Annotated in this window: 23 protein-coding genes, 2 tRNA genes and 1 pseudogene; 12 read left to right on the plus strand and 14 right to left on the minus strand. The window is 36.3% G+C overall.

The genetic code is table 11. The features are described from left to right. Positions 1-24: 24 nt before the first annotated feature. The 8 genes from FZ940_RS06795 to FZ940_RS06830 form a co-directional block, all read right to left on the minus strand. A tRNA-Glu gene (locus FZ940_RS06795) sits at positions 25-100 on the minus strand. A 13-nt stretch (positions 101-113) separates the two neighbouring features. Next, positions 114-189 (minus strand) — tRNA-Lys (locus tag FZ940_RS06800). Positions 190-748: 559 nt separating this feature from the next. After that, on the minus strand, positions 749-1,009 hold the full coding sequence (rpsR, locus tag FZ940_RS06805; protein WP_021091467.1) for a 30S ribosomal protein S18: 261 nt from the start codon (positions 1,007-1,009) through the stop codon (positions 749-751). 15 nt (positions 1,010-1,024) lie between these two features. Beyond that, positions 1,025-1,582 carry a single-stranded DNA-binding protein gene (locus tag FZ940_RS06810; RefSeq protein WP_103589590.1) on the minus strand — a complete coding sequence of 186 codons (558 nt, stop codon included), beginning with the start codon at positions 1,580-1,582 and terminating at the stop codon, positions 1,025-1,027. A 13-nt stretch (positions 1,583-1,595) separates the two neighbouring features. Beyond that, complete coding sequence (rpsF, locus tag FZ940_RS06815) at positions 1,596-2,015, minus strand: 30S ribosomal protein S6 (RefSeq protein WP_021091458.1); 420 nt, start codon at positions 2,013-2,015, stop codon at positions 1,596-1,598. A gap of 77 nt (positions 2,016-2,092) precedes the next feature. After that, the gene (gene holA / locus FZ940_RS06820) at positions 2,093-3,091 is read right to left on the minus strand and encodes a DNA polymerase III subunit delta (RefSeq protein ID WP_148822004.1); all 999 of its coding nucleotides are present in this window, start codon (positions 3,089-3,091) and stop codon (positions 2,093-2,095) included. Beyond that, the gene (locus FZ940_RS06825) at positions 3,084-5,003 is read right to left on the minus strand and encodes an RNB domain-containing ribonuclease (RefSeq protein WP_148822005.1); all 1,920 of its coding nucleotides are present in this window, start codon (positions 5,001-5,003) and stop codon (positions 3,084-3,086) included. The genes holA and FZ940_RS06825 overlap by 8 nt, the downstream gene beginning before the upstream one ends. Continuing rightward, the gene (locus FZ940_RS06830; protein WP_148822006.1) at positions 5,000-5,818 is read right to left on the minus strand and encodes an HDOD domain-containing protein; all 819 of its coding nucleotides are present in this window, start codon (positions 5,816-5,818) and stop codon (positions 5,000-5,002) included. The genes FZ940_RS06825 and FZ940_RS06830 overlap by 4 nt, the downstream gene beginning before the upstream one ends. Before the next feature lie 142 nt (positions 5,819-5,960). On the opposite strand from FZ940_RS06830, the gene ilvC reads away from it, so the two are divergent. Genes ilvC through ruvX form a run of 4 tightly spaced genes read left to right on the plus strand, consistent with a single transcriptional unit; the run spans position 5,961 to position 9,525 of the window. After that, the gene (ilvC, locus tag FZ940_RS06835; protein ID WP_054196937.1) at positions 5,961-6,983 is read left to right on the plus strand and encodes a ketol-acid reductoisomerase; all 1,023 of its coding nucleotides are present in this window, start codon (positions 5,961-5,963) and stop codon (positions 6,981-6,983) included. A 3-nt stretch (positions 6,984-6,986) separates the two neighbouring features. Next, entirely contained in the window at positions 6,987-8,378 is a 1,392-nt protein-coding gene (locus FZ940_RS06840; RefSeq protein ID WP_148822007.1) for a divergent polysaccharide deacetylase family protein, read from the plus strand. Continuing rightward, positions 8,375-9,145 (plus strand): DNA-processing protein DprA, encoded by a 771-nt coding sequence (locus tag FZ940_RS06845; protein ID WP_148822008.1) that lies wholly within the window; start codon positions 8,375-8,377, stop codon positions 9,143-9,145. The genes FZ940_RS06840 and FZ940_RS06845 overlap by 4 nt, the downstream gene beginning before the upstream one ends. Further along, positions 9,142-9,525, plus strand: a complete 384-nt coding sequence (gene ruvX / locus FZ940_RS06850) for a Holliday junction resolvase RuvX (protein ID WP_107691734.1) — start codon at positions 9,142-9,144, stop codon at positions 9,523-9,525. Before FZ940_RS06845 ends, ruvX begins: the two co-directional genes overlap by 4 nt. A gap of 15 nt (positions 9,526-9,540) precedes the next feature. On the opposite strand, the gene FZ940_RS06855 is transcribed toward ruvX, so the two are convergent. The 6 genes from FZ940_RS06855 to FZ940_RS06885 form a co-directional block, all read right to left on the minus strand. Further along, on the minus strand, positions 9,541-10,341 hold the full coding sequence (locus FZ940_RS06855) for a hypothetical protein (RefSeq protein ID WP_148822009.1): 801 nt from the start codon (positions 10,339-10,341) through the stop codon (positions 9,541-9,543). Further along, positions 10,338-11,360 (minus strand): tRNA preQ1(34) S-adenosylmethionine ribosyltransferase-isomerase QueA, encoded by a 1,023-nt coding sequence (gene queA, locus FZ940_RS06860; protein WP_148822010.1) that lies wholly within the window; start codon positions 11,358-11,360, stop codon positions 10,338-10,340. Before queA ends, FZ940_RS06855 begins: the two co-directional genes overlap by 4 nt. Then, positions 11,353-12,111, minus strand: a complete 759-nt coding sequence (gene tatC / locus FZ940_RS06865) for a twin-arginine translocase subunit TatC (RefSeq protein ID WP_148822011.1) — start codon at positions 12,109-12,111, stop codon at positions 11,353-11,355. The genes queA and tatC overlap by 8 nt, the downstream gene beginning before the upstream one ends. Further along, a complete protein-coding gene (tatB, locus tag FZ940_RS06870; protein ID WP_085658241.1) occupies positions 12,111-12,509 on the minus strand; it encodes a Sec-independent protein translocase protein TatB in 399 nt (132 codons plus the stop codon). Before tatB ends, tatC begins: the two co-directional genes overlap by 1 nt. A gap of 67 nt (positions 12,510-12,576) precedes the next feature. Further along, complete coding sequence (gene hemW / locus FZ940_RS06880; RefSeq protein WP_148822012.1) at positions 12,577-13,623, minus strand: radical SAM family heme chaperone HemW; 1,047 nt, start codon at positions 13,621-13,623, stop codon at positions 12,577-12,579. A 54-nt stretch (positions 13,624-13,677) separates the two neighbouring features. After that, a complete protein-coding gene (locus FZ940_RS06885) occupies positions 13,678-14,562 on the minus strand; it encodes an AraC family transcriptional regulator (protein WP_148822013.1) in 885 nt (294 codons plus the stop codon). A 106-nt stretch (positions 14,563-14,668) separates the two neighbouring features. On the opposite strand from FZ940_RS06885, the pseudogene FZ940_RS06890 reads away from it, so the two are divergent. From FZ940_RS06890 to ybiA, 8 genes and pseudogenes are all read left to right on the plus strand, one after another. Beyond that, positions 14,669-16,614: pseudogene (locus FZ940_RS06890) on the plus strand (TonB-dependent receptor domain-containing protein). A 1-nt stretch (position 16,615) separates the two neighbouring features. Then, a complete protein-coding gene (locus FZ940_RS06895) occupies positions 16,616-17,713 on the plus strand; it encodes a PepSY-associated TM helix domain-containing protein (protein ID WP_148822014.1) in 1,098 nt (365 codons plus the stop codon). Between the two features lie 64 nt (positions 17,714-17,777). Then, positions 17,778-18,242 (plus strand): RNA pyrophosphohydrolase, encoded by a 465-nt coding sequence (locus FZ940_RS06900; RefSeq protein WP_148822015.1) that lies wholly within the window; start codon positions 17,778-17,780, stop codon positions 18,240-18,242. Next, positions 18,242-19,444: an aspartate kinase gene (locus FZ940_RS06905; RefSeq protein ID WP_148822016.1), complete on the plus strand. Its 1,203-nt coding sequence runs from the start codon at positions 18,242-18,244 to the stop codon at positions 19,442-19,444. The genes FZ940_RS06900 and FZ940_RS06905 overlap by 1 nt, the downstream gene beginning before the upstream one ends. Beyond that, positions 19,444-19,986 (plus strand): HobA family DNA replication regulator, encoded by a 543-nt coding sequence (locus tag FZ940_RS06910; protein ID WP_148822017.1) that lies wholly within the window; start codon positions 19,444-19,446, stop codon positions 19,984-19,986. Before FZ940_RS06905 ends, FZ940_RS06910 begins: the two co-directional genes overlap by 1 nt. Continuing rightward, positions 19,987-20,607 (plus strand): DNA polymerase III subunit delta', encoded by a 621-nt coding sequence (locus FZ940_RS06915; protein ID WP_148822018.1) that lies wholly within the window; start codon positions 19,987-19,989, stop codon positions 20,605-20,607. Further along, on the plus strand, positions 20,604-21,743 hold the full coding sequence (gene folP / locus FZ940_RS06920; protein ID WP_148822019.1) for a dihydropteroate synthase: 1,140 nt from the start codon (positions 20,604-20,606) through the stop codon (positions 21,741-21,743). Before FZ940_RS06915 ends, folP begins: the two co-directional genes overlap by 4 nt. Next, positions 21,737-22,168 (plus strand): riboflavin biosynthesis intermediates N-glycosidase, encoded by a 432-nt coding sequence (gene ybiA / locus FZ940_RS06925; protein ID WP_262367609.1) that lies wholly within the window; start codon positions 21,737-21,739, stop codon positions 22,166-22,168. Before folP ends, ybiA begins: the two co-directional genes overlap by 7 nt. Positions 22,169-22,193 lie beyond the last annotated feature (25 nt).

A 22,193-nucleotide genomic window follows, 5' to 3' on the forward strand; every position in this document is an offset into this window, starting at 1 on the left:
GCGACCTAAAATTTAAAAAATATCTGGCGACCCTTAGAGGATTTGAACCTCTGTTTCTACACAGAGAAAGTAGAGTCCTGAGCCACTAGACGAAAGGGTCATAAACCCAAAAATGGTGTCCTGCGTTGGATTCGAACCAACGGCCCCCTCATTAAAAGTGAGATGCTCTACCGACTGAGCTAGCAAGACATTTGCTTAAAAAAGAATTGAGATTATACAAAAAACATTATTACATGTCAAGAAAAGGATGCTTAAAATTTGTTTTTAGCTAACATGGTTGCATGGTTAGGTTGGTTTGGCATCAATAAGTTTTCAAAATAAAATATATTATAAAGCCCACTTGCAAGATATGCAGACATCAAATAGATGAATATTGGATTTATTTAATAAAATTTATTTAAATTTAAGTATCTTGTCTTTTAGCCTCATGTGAGCTATTGCTATACGATAGATGATGCGTGATTCGTGGTAAAAATTGTGAATAATATGGATCAACGATATTGATTGTAATATATGGCTAAATAAATTATTTTGAACTAATAAATTGATGCTATAGAGTTATTTAAAGACAGCAAATGTCTACTTGAATAAATTCTAATTGCCTCGTGTAAGTTAAACCAAAATTATAGATAGTGCTTGAAAAATATTTTAAATTGTATTCAATAAATAAAAAACTATAAGAACATAAATCTAGGATATTTAAGATTAGGATTAAACCCCATTAATAGGGGTTTAATAAATTAAATAATTATAGTCCATCAAAAGGATTTGAAACTACATCTTTGCGATCTACTATGTAAGGTATAATAGCTGCATGACGAGCTCTTTTGATCGCTTTTTCTACCATTTCTTGATGTCTTTTTGATGTGCCAGTTAAACGCCTTGGCATTATTTTAAATCTCTCTGATAAGCAATACTTCAAAAGAGAAGTATCCTTATAATCTATAAAATCAATTTTAGCTTCTGTAAATTTACAATATTTGCGTGAATATTTTCTTTTTTCTGCCATTTTCTATCCTTTAAATTAAAACGGTATTTCGTTGTCGCCATCAAAATTATCGGCGTCAATGTTTATATCAGGGATTTTCTCCTCATAGTACTCTTCTTGTACTTTTTTATTTTGTGGTTGCATTTGCTGTCTTTGTGGCGCTGAATTTTGATATCCACCATTACCATAGCTATTATTTGAACCATTATTTCGTTGTTGCGAGTATGAACTATTTTGATTAAATCCACCTTGACTTTGTCCATTAGCTCCGCTATTTCCGCCAAGCATCTCCATATTTTCAACTACGATTGAGTGCTTTGAACGGTTTTGTCCATTATTGTCGGTCCATTGATCAAATTTTAATCTTCCTTCAACCAAAAGTTTGGAGCCTTTGCTTAAATATTGATTTGCTATCTCAGCTGATTTGCCAAAGAATGATATGTCAATAAAGCATGTCTCCTCACGTTTTTCGCCGTTAGTATTAAATTTTCTAGTAACAGCAATACCGGAATTTCCTATAGCAGATCCACTAGTAGTGTATCTTAGCTCGATATCTCTTGTTAAATTCCCAACTAGTACTACTTTATTGAACATTTTTTATCCTTGATTATTCTTCTGTAAAAGTTTGCTCGTCTACTTTTTCAACTCTTGGCTCACGCGGTGCTCTTGGCTCACGAGGCTCTTTTTTTATAGTTTGTTTGATACCTTTGCAAAGTCTTTCCCAAGCTGCGATTTCGCGTTTATTTTCATATTTAACGCTTAAAAATCTTATGATATCTTCAGTGATCCTTACATTTCTTGTAAGCTCTGCAAGAAGTGCTGGTGGAGCTTTGTAATAGATAACAAAATATGTTCCACGCTCATATTTTTTGATGGTATAAGCTAGTTTTCTAGTACCCATCTCAACGACAGTAGCGATCTCGCCACCATTTTTTGTTATAACTTCTTTTACGAAGTCAACTTTAGCTTTAACTTCCTCTTCCGTTAATGTCGGCTTAAGAATAAATAAAAGCTCGTAATGTTTCATTTCTTCTCCTTATGGATATTTAGCTCACTTTGTGAGCAAGGATTTTGCTTTAAGCAAGGGTGGATTTTAGCTTAAAGTTACTTAATATTTGCTGTTGATATGAGATGTTGCAAATTTAAAATAGTTGATAATACAAAAATTTCTTTATCCATTTTTGTGTTTGTTTTTAGCTCTAGCTCGGCTAAATTTAGTGTTTTAAATATCTCTAAATAGGTATTTAAATTTAGTTTTAAGCTATTTGCTTTTAATAAATTTGCGACATTTACAGGCGGTTGATAACCGATTGCCTCATCTAAATTTAATCGACCATTTATCTTAATGTAAGAGTAAATTTTAAATAGCCTAAAAAATGCTTTGTAAAGCGAGTTTAGAAGTAAAATTTCATTAAAATTTGGATCTTCTAGATAGGTAAAAAAGTCGTTTTTTATATCTTTTAGTGCCATAAATTTATTGAAAAAGTCATCAAAATTTATCCCACCAAGTCCAAAAACTAGTCTTTTTACATCATCTTGTTCAATGTGTGTGTTTAGGCTCTTTAGCTTTGTTAGCTCGCTTGCTGCAAGGTATAAATTTTCATTATGCGTAAAGTAAAGTTCATAAAGTGCGTTTTTGGTTATGTTTAGACCAATTTTAGCTGAGCTTTTAGCTAGCAAATTTATCGCCTCATCTGGAGTTGAGGGCTTGAAAAATCTAGCAAAATTTGTCCCAAAAGCCTTTTGTGTATCAAAAACTAGTTTCATATCGGACTCATAAAGCTCAAACAAAAAGTAGTTGTCCTGGCTTTTTGAGCAAAGCGAGATGAGCTCTTTTAGCTCTTTTGCCGGGATCTTTTTGTCGCTTTTTACATAGAGGATATTTTTGCCGCCAAAAAGCGACTGCTCGCTTAAGTGAGAGCTTGCCTGAGCATAGTTGTACTCGTCAAAATAAAGGCTTAATAAATTTGCATCTTCGCTTGCATAAAAGCTCAAAATTTCCTTACCAAAAAGCTCGATCTGAAACTCGTCCGCGCCAAAAAGCAAGAAGTAGTTGCTTAAATTTGCATTTGCTAAATTTAGCTCCAAATCTTTTCTATACATCGATCTTTCTTACCACTTTTGCAAAAATTTTAGCGCTCGCGATGTCGGCTTCTGTGATCTTTACGATGAGCTTTTGAAGTAAATTTGCACTGTATCCAGTGATGAAAATCCTAGCTCCAACGAAATGATCATCAAGCTTGGCAATCAAGACATTTTGGTTTTCGCTCACGTAGCAACGCACCTCTTTGCCGATATTTGCGGCCGCCCAGCGTGCGAATTTCCTATCCATAAAGTCGTAGGCTACCTTGTCGGCTTCTCTTTCAAGTTCGCTTAAATTTGCGCAGGTGCTTTGGATATTTAAAAGCAAAAAGTTGTAAAGCTTGTCATCTTTTGAAATTTTAGCCTTTAAAAGTCTGTGTAAAATGAGATCAGAATAGCGTCTAATAGGGCTTGTAAAGTGTGTGTATCTATCAAATCCAAGCCCAAAGTGGCCTAAATTTTCACTTGAGTATTCAGCTTTTTTTTGAGACTTGATGATGAGTTTATCTATCTCTTCGCGGTTGCCTAGCTCGTCGGCTTTTATTTGGATCTTTCTTATCAAATTTGCAAGGTCACTCTCGTAGGTAAAGTCAAGCCCCAAAAGCTGCAAATCTTCAAGCAAGGTATCTATCTTTTTAAAATCAGGCGAAGCGTGGTTTCTAAAAACACCTTTTGTGATGAGCTTTGCAGCAGCCTTGTTTGCTAAAAGCATGCAGTCTTCAACTAGTCTATGTGAGTCAGAGTCGCTTTCAAACCTAGTTTGCGAAATTTGACCCTCATCATCAAGGCTCATTCTAAGCTCTTTTGTCCTGAAGTCAAATGCGTGCAAAAGCCTTTTTTTGCGAAGCTTTGTGGTTAGTTTGAAAAGTGGCTTGATCCATGAAATTTCACACTCTCTTTTGCCTTCTAAAATTTCATCGATCTCATCGTAGTTAAAGCGCCTTTTTGAAAGGATGATCGCCTCAAAAAGCTCCTCTTTTTTTACCTCGTTGTTTGCATCAAGTGAAATTTTAAAACAAAATGCAAGACGCGGTACATTTGGCTTTAGCGAGCAGATATTTTCACTAAGCGCGCGCGGCAACATCGGCACTGAGATGTGCGGAAAGTATATAGAAAAGCCTCTTTTTTTAGCCTCGCTGTCAATAGCGCTATATGCGGTCACATACTCGCTTACATCAGCGATTGCGACGTAAATTTCACGCTTTTTCTCATCAAAATATATGGCGTCATCAAAGTCTTTGGCATCGACTGGATCGATCGTGCAAAACTCTAAATTTCTTAGATCAACCCTGTTTGGATACATACTAGCATCGACTTCATCTCCAAAAGCCTTTGCTTCAAGCTCGCAAGCCTCGCTAAATTTATCATTTTTATTATAAATGGCAAGCGAAATTTTTTCATCACTTAATGGATCTTCTAAATTTCCTAAAACCTCTACTACCTCGTTGTTTAGGTTGTTTATCTTTAGTAGCGTCCCAAGAGGAAGCATCTTTAGGCTTTTTTGTGTCGCTTTTAAGGTCGTGCTTAGCCCTGTTTTTAAATTTACCCCTAAAATAGCTGCTCCAAAGCGTTTTGTGTAGACCACGCTTGTCTCATTGGCAAGCTTTAGGCTCATTACTATTTTAGCGCTTTGGCGTTTTTTCTTAAGTGGCAAAAGCTTCGCTAACACGATATCGCCAAGGTGAGAGTTGTTTAAATTTTTATTTTCTACGATGATATCTTGCTTGAAGCGTTTATCAAATGGCATGATAAAGCCAGTTGCGTTTTGGCTGATGTCTAGCTTGCCACAAACGTAGCCATTGTTTAGGTAAAATTTATCTTTATGGGAGCTTACGGCACCAAGATTTAAGAGATTTCGTAAAATCTCTTTATCTTCGTTTGAAACTTCTTTTTCCTTGATGCCAACTAGTAGTGAGGTTAGAAATTCTTTCACAAATTATCTTTGACTTTAGCAACAGCCATTAAAAACGTATCATGTCCAAAGCCGTATTCGTCAAGAAGAGGTAGGGTATTTTGTATGCTTATATCATCAAGTTGATTAAAGATATTTACAGCCGTTTTTATCACTTTTAGGGCTTTTGCGTAATCTTTTATATGATCTGGTGCCTCTTCTGGATTGTTTGAATAGAGTATTGAGCTGCTAAGCTCTGTCTCAAGGTTCCATTGTTCAAAAATTTTAGCTGTAACTTCTTCATTTGACATATCTAAAATTTCTGTTTCAAATAGGGCAAGATCGATTGGACTAGATATATTTTTAAGTTTTTCTCTAAATTCGACGTCTTGCCTATTTTCAGCTAATTCATGAGCAAGAACTATCTTGCCAATCTCAAGCATAAATGAAGCTGGAGAGAGAATTTCTAGACTTTTAGGATTAACTTTAGAATGCCAATTGTACATCAGTGCATTTTGTATTATTGAGATATTTAAAAAATCTTGTGTAGTAATGCCATAAGGCTCTAAATTTATAGAAAAACTCTTTTTAATCGTACTTGAAAGTGCAAAACCACGAATGGTAGCCATACCAAAAAGAGAAATAGCTCTTGCGATGGTTGTGATCTCTTGAGAAAACCCATAAAGTGGAGAGTTTGCTGAACGCAAGATATTTGCTGTTAGCATCGGATCCTTTTCGACCACTTTTGTAAGATCACTTATTGAGCTGTTTTCGTCCGCATGTAAGCGTTGAATTTGTATAACTGTGTCATCTAATGGTGGAAGTGCTTTGATTTTTTTAAAAACTGATTCATTCATTGAGTTATCTCTTTTTTTGAAATTTCAGCGTATTTTATCAAAATAAATTATCATAAAACTTAAAAAGAGTTTCTATATATTTCAGCCGAATTTTTGCTGGCTAAAGTTATAATTTTGCCAAATTTTAATAATAGGAGTAACAATGGCTATAAATGTTTATTATGATAAAGACTGCGATTTAAGCCTTATTCAAAGTAAAAAAGTAGCAATCATTGGCTTTGGTTCACAAGGTCATGCACATGCTGAAAATTTAAGAGATAACGGTGTAAGCGTTGTGATTGGCCTTTCAAAAGGTGGCAAAAGCTGGGCAAAAGCTGAAGCAAAAGGCTTTGAGGTAAAAACCGTAAGTGAAGCTACAAAAGGCGCTGATGTGGTTATGATTTTAACTCCAGATGAGCTTCAAGCAGAAATTTATAAAAACGAGATCGAGCCAAATTTAAAAGATCATGCTGCTATCGCATTTGGACATGGTTTTAATGTTCATTTTGGTCAAATCAAAGCTCCAGCAAATATAGATGTCATCATGATCGCTCCAAAAGCTCCAGGACACACAGTTAGAAGCGAATTTGTAAGGGGTGGCGGCATACCTGATCTTATCGCTGTTGAGCAAAATGCAAGTGGAAAGGCAAAAGAGATCGCTCTAAGCTATGCTTGCGGTATAGGCGGCGGCAGAACCGGCATTATTGAGACAACATTTAAAGATGAAACTGAAACAGATTTGTTTGGTGAGCAAGCTGTACTTTGCGGCGGTCTTTGCGCGCTAGTAAATGCTGGCTTTGATACGCTTGTAGAGGCTGGTTATGAGCCTGAGATGGCATATTTTGAGTGCTTGCATGAGTTAAAATTAATCGTTGATTTGATGTATCAAGGCGGTATGGCCGATATGCGTTACTCTATCTCAAATACCGCTGAATACGGTGATTACGTAAGCGGCGTAAGGGTAGTTGGCGAAGAGAGCAGAAAAGCTATGAAAGAAGTTTTAAAAGAGATTCAAAATGGCAAATTTGCAAAAGACTTCATCCTAGAGAGAAAAGCAGGATATGTTAGAATGAACGCTGAACGCGGTATAGCTGAGAGAAGTTTGCTAAATCAAACTGGCAAAAAACTTCGCGCAATGATGCCTTGGATAACTAATGGCAAACTTATAGATCAAAATAAAAACTAAGCCTTGAGCGAAAAAAAGACTACAAAGAAGCGACCTACAAAAAAGAGTGCAGGTCGCTCTCACAATAAAACCTATCTTGGTATCGGCATTATCGCGGCTATTTTGATAATAGCACTTAGCGTAGCTCTTAGTATAAAAAATAATGGTGTAGAACAGATAAACAAAACAAATGAGCTAAAGATAGAGAAACAAATTCCAAAAAAAGCAGAACCAAAGGTTGCTAGTAAAGAGAAAAAACAAGAATACGAAAAGAGAAAATATCCTCTAAAATTTGATGAAGATGAAAATTTAAGTAAAATTTTTACCGATCCTAAGCATAAAAGTGAGCTTGCTTTAAATTCAAAAGTTGAGCCAAAAGAGCAAAAAAAAATAGCTGAAGTAAAGAGTGAAGTTAAAAAAGAAGAGATAAAAAAAGAGCAAAACGATACTAAAAATTTACTCGCAAGTTATAAAAATACAGAGCCTAGCGTAATAGAAAATGAACAAAAGATAGAGCCATTTTATAGCTCAAAAATCGAACAAAAAACTGAGTTAAAACCTCAAAATTTTGAAGTAAAAGTCGATCAAAATAAAAGTGCTGAAATAGAAAAAAAAGAGAAATTTAAAAGCGAGAACACAAAAGTCGAGCCAACTAAAAAAGCTGAAAATTTAACTACCAAAAAGATAGAAAAAATAAAATACGAAGAAAAAAATATAAAAAAAGATAGCTTTGAAGCGGTACCTTTTACGCCAAACGCTAGCATAAAAGGACGTGCAAAGCTCGTTATCATAATAGACGATGTGGCGACATTTGAACATGCGAGTATGATAAAGTCGCTTGGCTTAAAAATCACGCCGTCTATTTTTCCAGCGACAAAGACTCATCCAGATACGCCAAATATCGCAAGAACATTTGAGTTTTATATGATACATCTTCCGATGCAAGCAAAACACTTTGATAGTCCAGAAATAGGCACTCTTACGATCAACGAGAGTTTTGAGAGCATGCACGAAAAGATAAAAAAGATACGCAAAGACTTCCCGCGTGCAAAATATACAAACAACCATACAGGATCGCGCTTTACAAGCGATTTTGACGCTATGGATAAGGCTTATAGGGCGCTGATAGAGCAGGGCTTTGTCTTTGTTGATAGTAAAACTATCGCTCAAACCGCAGTAGCAAGAGCTGCAAAAAAACATAATCAGCCATACATTTCAAGAGATATATTTTTAGACGACGATCCATCGGCTAGTGCTGTTAGGCGTGAGCTTGTGGCTGCTGTAAATTTGGCTAAAAAAAGAGGCTACGCGATCGCCATTGGGCATCCAAAGAAAAACACGATCGCAGTGATAAAAGAGAGTAAAAATAATCTTTTAAAAGATGTTGATGTGGTTTATCTAAAAGATATTTTATGAGACTTGATTTTATTCCAGAGCCGTTAAAAAGACTAAAAAATCCACCAAAACAGCTAAATTTTATCGGAGATACTTCACTTTTATCTTTGCCAAAGATCGCAGTTGTTGGCTCAAGAAAGGCAAGTGTTTATACAAAAGAGTGCATTACGGCACTTTGCGCAGTGCTAAAAAGTGTAAATGTTTGCGTGGTAAGTGGCGGAGCTATCGGCGTTGATATCGCAGCTCATAAAGCTGCTATGCCACGAACAATTGGCATTTTTGCGAGCGGACTTGACACCATCTATCCAAGCCAAAATAAAGCGGCGATAAATGAAATTTATGAAAAAGCCTTGGCACTTAGTGAGTATGATGAAGGTGAGCCGCCACTTGCTTATAGATTTTTGGAGCGAAACCGCATAGTTGTGGGGCTTTGTGAAGCTCTAGTCGTCGCGCAAGCTGATCTTAAAAGTGGCTCGATGCAAAGTGCAAGGCTTGCAAACGAGCTTAAAATTCCAGTTTATGTATTGCCGCAACGCATGGGTGAAAGCGATGGGACAAATTTTTTGCTTGCAAATAAAAAAGCCGAGCTTATCGATGACTATCATAAATTTGCTTCACTTTTTGGCGAGATAAAAGAGCAAGAAAAAACTAGTGACGAGATATTAAAATTTTGTAAAAATGGTGTAAGTCTTGATGAAGTTTTGACAAAATTTGGCGATATCATCTATGAGTACGAGCTTGAAGGGTTGGTTGAAATTTCAAATCTAAGAGTAAAGAGCTTGCTATGAGAGAGAAATTTATGGCGATCGATGTTGGGCTAAAGCGAATAGGACTTGCCTTTGGTTTTGGCGAGATCGTGACTCCGCTTGATCCAGTTTTTAGAAAAAATAGAAATCAAGCCGCAAGAGATGTGAGCCAAAAGATAAATGAATATGCTCCAAATACGCTAGTGGTGGGCGTGCCAATCGGTGGTAGTAGCGAAGATGAGATGAGAAGACGCATCGAGCATTTTGTCTCACTTCTTGATGTAAAGGCAAATATTGTCTATCAAGATGAGGCCTTTAGTAGCAGTGAAGCTAGTGAAATTTACACAAATACAAAGCGAGATGGTAGGCTAGATAGCATTTCAGCCACTATTATTTTAAAAAGATATCTTGGGATAAATTAAAAAGTAAAAATCGGTCTATTTTTCGAGCGAATTTTTAAAAGCTAGCTGAAAACTATCTGTGCTGAAAGGCTGCTTTAATACCGTGACATGATTTGGCAGATCGTTAGCTGATTCATCGCTTTTACAAATGGCTACAATACGAAAATTTTTAATATTTTTAAACTCAAGTATATCTTCTAGCATCGCTTCATTTTTTAAAATTTTACTATCAATAAAAATAACAAATGGGGTAAAAATAGAATCTTTTATATGTCTCATTAGATTGCTAATGTCGTTTTTGCCGATAACCTTTAGACCTAAAAAATTTATCTGAGCACTAATGGTGTCAAATAAAGCATCGTCATTGCAAGCAACTAAGATATTTGTATTTGTTTGATTTTTGATATTTATTTGTCTTTGGATGGCTCTATCGCCTGTTAGTGCCGCGCTAAAAGATATTAAAAATTCTCCATCATTATGAGAGATCATAGATTCATTTGCTTTTTTTAGATAGTCATTTATCTTGCTGAGATAGTAGTGGCTTGGCCTCATTACGCTATGGCTAGATTTTATCTTAATGTCAAAATGTACAGATTTAGGACTATAATTTTTAAGTTGAAAGAGAATGTAAATGTCTGCATATTCGGTAGAGTAAAGGAAAAATTTGCAAATATTTTCAAGTGTTTTTATGAGATTTGTGGCATCAAATTTTAAAAGCCTTGGATAACTTGGATCGTAGCTAAAAATGATGGAATTTTTAGTATCTTGCGCATCTTGGTATATGGCGCTAAGAAAAATTTCCATTCTGTTTATGATATCGATAGGTTTATCTTTCATATTATCAACATCCCGTCGCCGTATGAGTAAAATCTATATCTTTTCTCAACCGCTGTTTTATAAATTCTCATCGTCTCCTCAAGCCCTATAAAGCTCGTAACTAGCATTATTAGAGTTGATTTTGGTAGATGAAAATTTGTAAGAAGGTAGTTTTGCCTGATAGGCTTATTATTTAGGTTTAAAAATAACTTACAAAAGCCGCTTGCTTGCTTGCTTCTTGCAAATTCTTCAACACATCTAGTAACCGTCGTACCAACGCCAAGGATAGGTCTATCTGAGTTTATGATATTGCGTGCTTGCTCGCTTAGCTCGTAAAACTCGGAGTGCATTTTATGATCATTTATATTTTGACACTCAACACCTTTAAAGGTCCCAGCACCTACGTGAAGCGTAATGTAGGCTACTTCATGCTTTGCTTTTATCTGCTCTAATATTTGTTCGCTTATGTGAAGGCTAGCTGTTGGAGCTGCCACTGCGCCACTATTTTTAGCAAATATGCTTTGATACCAGCTCTCATCATCCTTTGTATCAGCTCTTTTGATGTATGGTGGAAGCGGTACGTGGCCGATCTTTTCAAGCTCACTAAAAAGGCGAACATTATCAAGCAAAACGCCATTTTGCGTAAAATTTACCACCCTTGTGCCATCGTCATTTAGCTCAAGCACATTGACTTTTATATTATCGGCAAAATTTAAAACGCTACCAGAGCTTACTTTGCCTCTTATATAAACGCTAAATTTATTCTCGCCTATGGGCTGATTTAGCATCACTTCGCAAGCCCCGCCGCTTTCTTTTTGTCCTAAGATGCGAGCTTTGATAACTTTTGTATTATTAAAAATAACTGCAGCATCCTCTGGGATGAGGCTGGAGAGATCTTTAAATTTGTAGTGTTTTATCTCTTTTGTATTTTTAAAATAGACAAGCAATTTTGCCTCTTCTTTTGGCAAAATTGGCTCTTTTGCGATGAGCTCTTCTGGCAAAAAATAATCATAACTTGAGACGTCGTTTATATTACTCATCGTTTGCTACGTCGCTGTCTTGTTCTTCTTTTTCGTCTTCATCGTCGCTCTTGTTAGCTCTTTTGGCGACGATTATTGAAATTCCATAAAGTCCGATGAGTGGTAGCGCCATTAAGACTTGACTTATCACATCAGGTGGTGTAACGATGGCTGCAAAGATAAAGATGATAACAACAGCGTATCTGAAGTAATCTTTTAGCATTTTGTCATCGACAAGCCCGATCTTTGCTAAGAAAAATGTAATGACTGGTAGCTCAAATGAAATTCCAAAGCCAATTAGTAGTTTTGCAAAAAAGCCAACATACTCGCCAATGCTTGGTAGTGCCGTAAAGAGCTGGCCTCCAAAATTTACCAAAAATGCAAAGCCAAGTGGAATCACCACGTAGTAACAAAATGCCGCCCCGCACGCAAACATAAATGAAGCTGAGATGACAAATGGGATCACATATTTTTTTTCATTGTCATAAAGCCCAGGAGCGACAAATAGCCAAAACTGCCAAAAAATGATAGGTAGCGCGATCACGATACCAGCAAAAAATGCAACTTTCATTGCTGTAAAAAATGGCTCTTGAATTTGAGTGAATATGATATTTGAGCCAGCTGGCAATACCTGTTTTAGCGGTTCGCTCATCCATGCAAGCAGTGGGTTCCAAAACGTAAAGCAGATGCCAAAGCAGACAAAAACGCTTACTATGCTTATAAAAAGTCTCTTTCTAAGTTCGATTAAATGGGGTCTTAGCTCTTCAAACATTACGCCTCTTTTTTATCGTTTAAGATCGCATCTTTAACTAAATTTGTTGGATTTTGTATATTTTCTACCGTTTTTTTCGTATCGCTTACTACATTTTGTATATCGTTTGTGATATCATTTGCGCTTTTTTTGATCTCATCAAGCTCTTCAAAAGTGAGCTTTTTGCGCACATTTTGCGTACTTTTAGTTATGCTTTCTTTATATTTTTGAGCATCTTCTTTTAGCTCAGCTATCTTCATTTCTTGATCAAATGTTGATTTTGCGTCGTTTATGCCTTTTTTAAACATTTTTAGAAATTTTGCAATCTGAACCATCGCACTTGGCAGCTTGTCAGGACCTAAAACTAACACTGCAATAATGGCGATAACTAAGATTTCAGAAAAACTCATTCCAAACATTTTTGCCTCTATTAAATTTTATTTAAGCTTTGTATTTTATCTTGACTTTGCTCAAAATTTTATAAATTTAGCCCTCGATAAAGAGTGCGATCTCGTCGCTTAGTAAGAAATTTGGATTGTAAAATTTACCATTTTTAAAGAGCAGTTTTTCATTTTCTACAAGTATATTTGCTCTTTTTATCTGAGCCTCACTTAAGCGTCCAGCCTCCACGCCAACCATGCTTCTAAGCCCTAAAAATATATGCTCTCTTACTAGCTCACTCTCGTTTAAAATTTCTTTTTCTCTGTAAGTTGGCTGTGAGATGTAGGCGTCTATGCTATTTTTGGCGTAGTATCTCGTGCCATCCACGAAGCCCACGCTATAAGCGCCCACACCAAGGTAATTTTTGCCTTGCCAGTAGCCAAGATTGTGCTTGCAAATTTGCCCGTAATTTGAAATTTCATACTGCTTAAAGCCAGCAAGTCCAATCTGTTCTATCATAAATTTAGCCAGGCTGTCACTATCCTTTTTATAGCTTTTTTTGCCAGCAAATGGGGTGTTTTCCTCAAGTGTGAGCGAGTATGCGCTAAGGTGAGTGATATTAAGATCTTTTAAATTTGCCACTTCAGCCAAAATGCGTTTTTTAGTATCAAATTTAGTGTCGTAGATGAGGTCTAAATTTATGTTGCTAAAGCCAGTTTTTTCAGCATTTTCAACTGCTTTAAAAATTTGCTCCCTGCTGTGAATGCGCCCAAGAAATTTAAGCTTATCTTCAAAAAAACTTTGAGCACCAAAGCTTATGCGATTTGCACCTAAATTTTTTATATGCTTTAGCCAAGCAAGGCTTGCTGAGTTTGGATTTGCCTCGAGAGTGATCTCGGTTGTTGGTGTACAAAGGGGCACTAAAATGCTAAAAATTTCATCATAAAATTTAGCATTTACAGCACTTGGTGTGCCTCCACCAAAAAATACGCTTGAAATTTCTTTTACATTTTGGCTTTTTAGCTGAAAATTTAGATCAAGAACTAGGGCTTTAAAATAAGCACTAACTTTATTAAATTCATCATCGCTTGACCCAAAAGCACAATAAGGACACTTGCTTTCGCAAAATGGCACATGGATATAAACTTGCAAATTTCTCTCTTTTTAAATTTTGGCGATTATAAGAAATTTGGCATTTATAGCAGTTTAAAAGTAGCTTTTTGTCTTTAAGAGTTTGCTTGGTAAAAAGCCAAAATTTATCTTAAAAATTTTTGCAAAATGTGTTGTATTTGCGTAGCCTACGATATTTGCGGCTTCTTTTATGCTGATATCATTTTGCTCCAAAAGAGTAAAAGCTAGTTTTAGACGCTCTTTTGCTAAGAGCTGGTAGATCGTATCTTTAAAAAATAGCTTAAAATTTTTCTTTAGCCAAAAGTCATTTGTGCCACAAAGATGGGCTAGCTCTTTGATGCTTGGAGGATTTTGCATGCGACTCAGCAAGATCGTTTTAGCCTTTAAAAGAGTCTTTTCTTCATCTCTGCTAAGTGAAATTTCGCTCTCTTTTCGTATTTTACTTTTATAAATAAGCTCTAAAATTTTTGACTCGGTAAAAATTTCCCTCATCGCGCCTTCATATAAATTTGTCGTTTCAAGTTCATTTAAAACGCAAATTTGAGCTAAATCTTTTTTATATTTCAAAAGCTCAAATTTATCATCAAATCTAAGTCCAGCAAATATCTCGAGCTTATTTGCGTAGCTTTCGTCAAAAAGTAGTGTTTTTGTCTTATAAAATTTATTTTGATACTCAAAGATACCTTTAAAATCGTCATTAACAAGCCCAATGCAAAATTCATCTTTGTTTAAGATATACTCTTTTTTATCAAGCTTAAAGCAAAGATCGTTTTTAGCCTCATTAAACATTAAAAATAGATATTTTTTAGACTTTTGACGATCTATTTTTATCCTGCCATTACATAAAATTTCACTTTTTAGATAGCTAATACCACTGCTTTGCTTGAAAAACTCTACGCTTATTTGTTTTTCCTTTTGAGATATCTTTCTCGTTCCATATTTTTTGTCTAAATTTATCATTTTATCCCTCAAGCGTTAAATTTAATCCCTTTAGCGTTACGTATGATATTGATAACGATTATTTAATTTTAGTAAAATGCGCATTAAATTTTTATAAGGAGTTTTTGTGAAAAGTGCATTAAAAATTTCTATTTGTGCGGCAATTTTTATAAATTTACCGCTTTTTGCAAATGAAGATAAGGTTCTACCAGAAGTTAAAGTAGTGAGTGCAACAGGATTTGAGCAAAATATCAAAGACGCACCAGCAACGCTTAGCGTTATAACCAAAGAGGCATTAGAAAAGAAAAATCACAAAGATATCGAGAGCATGACAAAGGATATCCCAAGTCTTTTTGGAACGACTCCCGAAGCGGCAAATAGACGAGGAATTTCTATACGTGGATTCTCTCCAAGATTTACTAAAATTTTAGTAAATGGCATGCCAGTACCAGGCGATAACGCCTATAAAGGGCTTAGAAGCGTTGGAGGCTCATATAGTTTCATTCCGCCAGCAAGTGCGATAAGCCGTATTGAAGTGATACGTGGACCTATGACTCGCTTTATGGAAGTGACGCGCTAGGCGGAGTTATAAATATCATTACAGATGAGTTTAGCAATGAATTTGGCGCAAATCTTGGCTCAAGCTATAAATTTGCTAGAAATAAAAATATAAGCGGCGAGCTTTATAATAGCCTTTATTTGCACTCTGGACTAATTGATGATGTTTTAAGTGTTTCTGTTTATGGTAAAAATTTAAATAAATCAGAAGATAAAATTTCTTATGCAAACAGAGAGCAAAAGGATAGAAATTTTGGTGCGAAGCTATTTTTGAAGCCAAATGAAAATAATGATCTTACGCTTGAGCTTGCAAGAAGCGATGTGAAATATAAAAGAACTAAAGGCAAAACACTATCAACTGGCACTAACTCAGTTGCTAGCGAGAGAATAAAAGGCGATGTGATAAATTTAAGCCACGAAGCAAGGCTTGACAATATCTTGCTTCAAAGCTATTTATCTTATGGCAAGCTAAAAGAGACAGCTCAACAAAATTTGACGCTAAAGACTCTAAATTTTGATACAAAAGGCTCATATTTTACTGATAATAACGCCTTTACATTAGGAATAAATGCTAAAAGAGAAAAGCTAGATGAAAAGGCAACCACAGCGGACGCTGCGAATGTAAAAAGGTATGATTATTCGGTCTATGCTGAAGATGATTATCGCCTTATAAAAGACTTTATCTTAAGCACAGGAATTCGCTATAACTACGATGAGAACTATGGTTCGCACGTTTCACCAAGAATTTATGGTATCTATAACTTAAATGACTTTTTTGCCCTAAAAGGCGGAGTTAGCACAGGTTATGCGACACCTGATATCAAGCAGCGCACGCAAGATCTTGCTTTGCCATTTGCCGGAGGACGTGGAGCACAGCTTGGTAGAAGTAGTCTTAAGCCAGAGACAAGCGTAAGTTATGAATTTGGTGGCGTTTATAATAACAATGAAGGTTTTGAAACGTCTTTAACTGGCTTTTACACAAGTTTTAAAGATATGCTAAGTTACAGGCCTATATGCTCAAGAGGCAGTGTTTGCAGGCATAAAGGCAAAATTTATCCAAATGGTATTTGGGAGAGTATAAATATCGGTAAAGCTGAAATTTATGGAGTTGAGCTAACAAATGAGTGGCAGGTGACAAATGCTCTCAGGTTAAATCAAAGCTATGTTTATACAAAATCAAAACAAAAAGATGGATCAGAAGTTGGTAAAAGCTTAAACAACTATCCGCTTCATACATTTAAATTTGGAGCAAATTATGAGCTAAATAGATGGCTAAATTTCTGGTCACAGATAAATTATTATGGTAGAACTAAAAACTCATTTAGCTATGCTGATGATATGAGGGCTTACGTTATCGCAGATCTTGGCATAAACTATAATGTAACTAAAAATTTCAGCCTAAACTTAAGCGTCTATAATCTCTTTAACGAGTTTTTTACGACAAGATCAGGCAGATATGATGTTTTGATAGTCGATGGACAAAAGATCGAGCTTGGCTTTAATTTGAAGTTTTAAAATGTTTAAAATTTGGCGGAAATTTCACTTAATTTTAGCTCTTATCTTTTCTTTACCGCTTTTGATAATCTCAATTAGTGGAGCGATTATTTCGTACCATGATGAGATAATTGAGGCTTTTAGCAAAGATGAGATAGACATAGCAACTAATAAAAGTGCTTTAAAAATAGATGAAATTTTAAAGGTCTTTAGTAAGACTTGGCCAAATTTTAACCTTAGTTATATAAAGATAAAAGGCGATGCAAATAGAGCTTATGTGGTAAGTGGCACAAGCGAGAGTGGCGAGTTTAAGTCATTCTTTGTAGATCCTTATACAGGCGAGGTAGTCTCTGAAAATAGTGTGGAAAAATTTATAGGGCTAGCTTTAAATTTACATAAAAATCTAGGACTAGCTCTATTTAAAAATGAAAATTTATCTAAATTTGCAAGTGAATTAGTGGCGATTTCGACGCTTGCACTACTTGCGGTTTTATTAACTGGAGCGTTTATACAATTTTGGAGATTTAGAAGCAAATTTATTAGCGCCTTTAAGCTAAATCTAAAGGCAAAGAAATTTGCATTTTTATATTCACTGCATGGATTTTTAGGGCTTTATTTGGGGGCCATTTTGCTTATTATCTGTTTTAGCGGTCTATACTTTTCTTATGAGAGTTTTGCTAAGGTTATAAATCAAATTTGTGGCGAGCAAAAGGTCTTTAAAAAGCCAAATTTTACTAGCAAAAATGGCTTTAGCCTAAGTGATGAGCAAAAGGTAGAAAATCTTCAAAAAGCTTATAAAATTTTTACTTTAAAATTTGGAAATGAATTTGACGCTTTAAATTTTATCCTCAATAAAGATGGCGTAAAATTTATGATCTTTTACTTGCCAAAAGGTGCTAGTGAGAGTGATGGCGTTAGGCTTGTAGTCGATACGGCAAGTGGAGAAATTTTAAAAAACACCATGCCAAAATCTTTTGAAATTTATAAATTTATGCTTGATCTGCACGCTGGATATATATTCAAAGAGGCTGGAAAATTTATCTTTTTTATGGCTTCTTTTGGAGTGGGCGTGCTACTTTTTAGCGGTTGTGTGATTTACTACAAACGGCGTAAAAAGTAGTTTTTATTTATCTATCTCTTAACTCTTTTTAGTTATTATCTCAAATAAATTTCTTGGAAAAAACATGCAAAAAAAATATAGACCAAACGTGGCAGCCGTTGTTTTGTCTAGCTTGTATCCATTTAAATGTGAAATTTTAGTCGCAAAAAGAGTGGATATGGATGATATCTGGCAGTTTCCTCAAGGTGGCATAGACGAAGGCGAAAGTCCAAAGCAGGCACTAAAAAGAGAGCTTAAAGAGGAGATCGGAACTGATAAATTTGACTTCTTAGAAGAGTATCCTGATTGGCTTAGCTACGACTTTCCAGCAAATGCGTCAAAGAGATTTTATCCATTTGATGGGCAGACGCAAAAGTACTTTTTGGTTAGGCTAAAAAATGGTGCGAGCATAAATTTAAAGACCGAGCATCCAGAATTTAGCGAGTATAAATTTGTAGATATCAACAAGGCTTTAGAGGGGATAAACCACTTCAAAAAGCCTATTTATGACAAAGTTTTGAGTTATTTTAAAGAGAAAGGATATTTTTGATGTTAATCGTTCAAAAATTTGGCGGAACTAGCGTAGGCACGCTTGAGCGCATCGAAGCTGTGGCAAATAGGGTCATAGAGACTAAAAACAGCGGCGCTGACGTGGTTGTGGTAGTTTCTGCGATGAGTGGAGTTACAAATCAATTGGTTGAATATAGTGAGTATTTCTCAAAGCACCCAGACGGCGTTGCTACTGATATGCTTTTAAGCTCTGGGGAGCAAGTAACTACCGCACTTTTGACGATTGCACTTAATGCAAAAGGCTATGCGTGCGTAGGACTAACAGGCGCAATGGCTGGGATAATAACAGATGAAATTCACACAAAAGCTAGGATAGAAAAGATAGACACCACTAGGCTAAAAGCTGAGCTAAAAGCTGGCAGGATCGTCGTCGTAGCAGGCTTTCAAGGCATAGACGACAAAGGCGATATCACCACTCTTGGCAGGGGCGGAAGCGACCTTAGCGCGGTTGCCCTTGCTGGGGCGCTTGAAGCTGATCTGTGTGAAATTTTTACCGACGTTGATGGCGTTTATACGACTGATCCAAGGATAGAAAAAAAGGCAAAAAAGCTAGAAAAGATAAGCTACGATGAGATGCTAGAGCTCGCCTCTGCTGGTGCAAAGGTACTACAAAATCGCTCAGTCGAGCTAGCAAAAAAACTAAATGTAAAACTCATTACAAGAAGTAGCTTTAATCACAACGAAGGTACATTAATAGCAAAGGAAGATGACAATATGGAAGCAGTTTTAGTAAGCGGAATAGCACTAGATAAAAATCAAGCAAGAGTAACACTAAGAGGTGTAGTTGATAAGCCTGGCATTGCAGCAGAAATTTTTACAGCTTTAGCTCATGAAAATATAAACGTAGATATGATAATCCAAAACGTAGGGCACGATGGTACTACAAATTTAGGCTTTACAGTGCCACAAAATGAGCTTGAAGTAGCAAAAGAGACTATGCAAAAGCTCTCGGCTGCAAAACATATAGAATTTGATGACGCGATCGTAAAAGTTTCAGTTATTGGCGTTGGCATGAAGAGCCATAGCGGCGTAGCATGTCTAGCATTTGAAACGCTTGCAAAAGAGGGTATAAATATCCAAATGATCTCAACAAGCGAGATAAAAATTTCAATGATCGTTGATCAAAAATATGGTGAGCTAGCGGTTCGCGTACTTCATGATGCGTATAAGTTAGATCAGTAATGCAAGACTTTATTCAGTGGACGTTAAAGGCTATTAGGGATGAGGGCCCTTTGATGAGCTGGATGGAGGAAAGGCGTGTTGAATGGACGCCTTTGCTCGCATCTAGGCTTAAATTTTTGCTTGAAGGAAGGGCTTTTATAACTATAAGTGATGAAGAGCGAAGATGGTTTGAAACTTATCTTTTAAAAAAGATGAACCATTCAAAAAGCATCAGGCCATTTTTACCATTTTTTAGCCTAAGATCGCTCTATCCATCGCTTGACGAGATAGAGACCAATGAGCAAAAGCAGCTACTAAAAGATATGCTAAGTCTTGCCTTTCCAAACGGATACTTGTTTTTTTATATCGGAAAGAGCCTTGATAAATATGCGAATTTAGCCAAAAGCGATGAGGATAGTTATATGTGGCTATTTGACGAGCAAGCACAAAATAGCTTTACACTTAGCTCAAGCGATGAAAATTTAGACATTAAACTAATAAGTCTTTGCAAAATTTTTGATAAAAGTATCGATGCGGCACTCTTTGCAAAGGTGATACTCTAAATGCTTAATAAAATCGTAGTTACAAGCGATTTTGAAAATTTAAAAGCCAAACTTGAAGATGAGTTTGGTATTAATAATTTAAGATTTTATGTAAGTGATGATTTTTTGCTAGAAAATGCAAAGGAGGTCATCGCAGAAGCATACATTGCTGAAAAAGATGAAAAAATTTTAGTAATACATGCTAATTCTTTTAGGACAGAGGCTCAAAATGCACTTTTAAAGATCATCGAAGAGCCTCCGAGAAATATAAAATTTATAATAGTAACGCAGAGCAAAAATTTACTCTTACCAACGATTAGATCAAGAATGCTTATAGAAAATAATCTAACCAAAAAGCCAAAGATAACTCTTGATTTAAATTTAAAATCGCTTAGCCTAAAAGAGCTAACAAGTTTTGTCGATCAAAAGATAGTAGAGGAGCAAGCTCAGAAATTTGGCAAAAACGAGCTAAAAGAGCTTGTCGGCACCATCGTGACAAAGGCGGTTGATAGCGGGTATAAATTTAGCGGCGATGAGATGGATTATTTTTTCTCGCTTATCAAGCTAGCTGATCTAAACGCCAAGTCTCACGCCGTGCTAACGCCGTTACTGCTTACTATATTTCAAAAAGGACGACGTTGAAATTTTACAAGATAAATAACAAAAGCGATTTTGATGAAATTTGCAAGTCCGTCTCGCCAAGTCCGGCTGGCGCGAAGTTCATGCAAGAAAAGAGTGAGATAAATTTTATATTTATAGACGAGATAAAAACTCCAGCGGCAAATATATTAAAGCAAGATGCATTAAGTGTTGGGGCTGAGCTTGTGACGCATAAAGATACGATTTTGGGTAAGCAGAGTCTAAATAAAGCCTTGCTAATGGCGACAAATGCGCAGCTTAGGCAGCTAGCTAAAAAAGAGAAGTTGCAAGACTTTGGACTTAAAAATTTAGCAGCCTTTTTAGAGACAAAATTTATAAAGCCCGCAAAGCCTCTTATAATGGGCGTTGCAAATATAAACACAGATAGCTTTAACGAGCAAAGCCGCATAAATACTCAAAATGGCATAGCAAAGATTAAAAGTATGATCGAAGCAGGTGCAGACTACATTGACCTTGGTGGCGTTAGCTCAAGGCCAGGGAGTGAGTATTGCGGCCGTGAAGAGGAATTTAGACGCATAAAAGATATCGTAGAGGAAATTTACAAGCTAAATTTACATGAAAAGGCGAAATTTAGCCTTGATAGCTTTGATCCTTATTGCCTTGAATTTGCCCTAAATCACGGCTTTAAAATGATAAATGACATCACGGCAAATATAAATTTAGCCCCACTTGCTGCAAAATACGATGCTGAGTTTTGCATGATGCATATGCAAGGCGATCCTGCGACTATGCAAGTCGCACCAAAATATAGCGATCTAATCGGTGAAATAGCGGACTTTTTTGAGCAAAAGATAGCCCTTGCAAGAGAGCTTGGCGCTAAAAAGCTTGTGCTTGATGTGGGTATTGGCTTTGGCAAGACGGCCGAACAAAATTTATTGCTTATCAAGCATTTGGAGCATTTTTTAAAATTTGACTGCCCACTACTAGTTGGTGCCAGCCGCAAATCAGTTATAAATCATTACAGTCCAAGTGAGGTCAAAGACCGCTTACCAGGCTCACTTTATCTGCATCTAAAGGCCTTCGAAAACGGCGCACAGATCATTAGAACGCACGATGTGGCTGAGCATAAACAGCTTTTTGATATGCATGAGGCGATGAGCCAAGCCACGCTTTGGTAGAGTGTAAGGCTAAAAAGGCTGAATGCTTTGGTGATAAAAAGGCTTTGGAGGAAATTTTATCCGCCAAAGATCCAGCGCAGATGAAGGCACTTGGCAGGCAGGTGCGAGGCTTTGACGCTAAGGTCTGGGATGAGATCAAATTTGGCGTCGTGCTAAATGCTAGCTATCTAAAATTTAGCCAAAATGCCCCTTTGCGAGACTTTTTGCTCCAAACTGGGAGTAAAGTTTTGGTTGAGGGAAGCCCAGTTGATAAAATTTGGGGCATAGGTTTGGCCGCAAGCGATGAAAATGCGAAAAATCCTATGAAGTGGTACGGACAAAATTTGCTTGGCTTTGCGCTGATGAGGGCTAGAGACGAGACAGCAAAGGTCTATAAAAATGTCCATTTACGTGACGCCAGAGAGCTAAATTTAGATCATTTATAAAGTATGTTTAAGATAAAATGCGGTG

This window comes from Campylobacter concisus (assembly GCF_902460415.1).
GTDB lineage: Bacteria > Campylobacterota > Campylobacteria > Campylobacterales > Campylobacteraceae > Campylobacter_A > Campylobacter_A concisus_Y.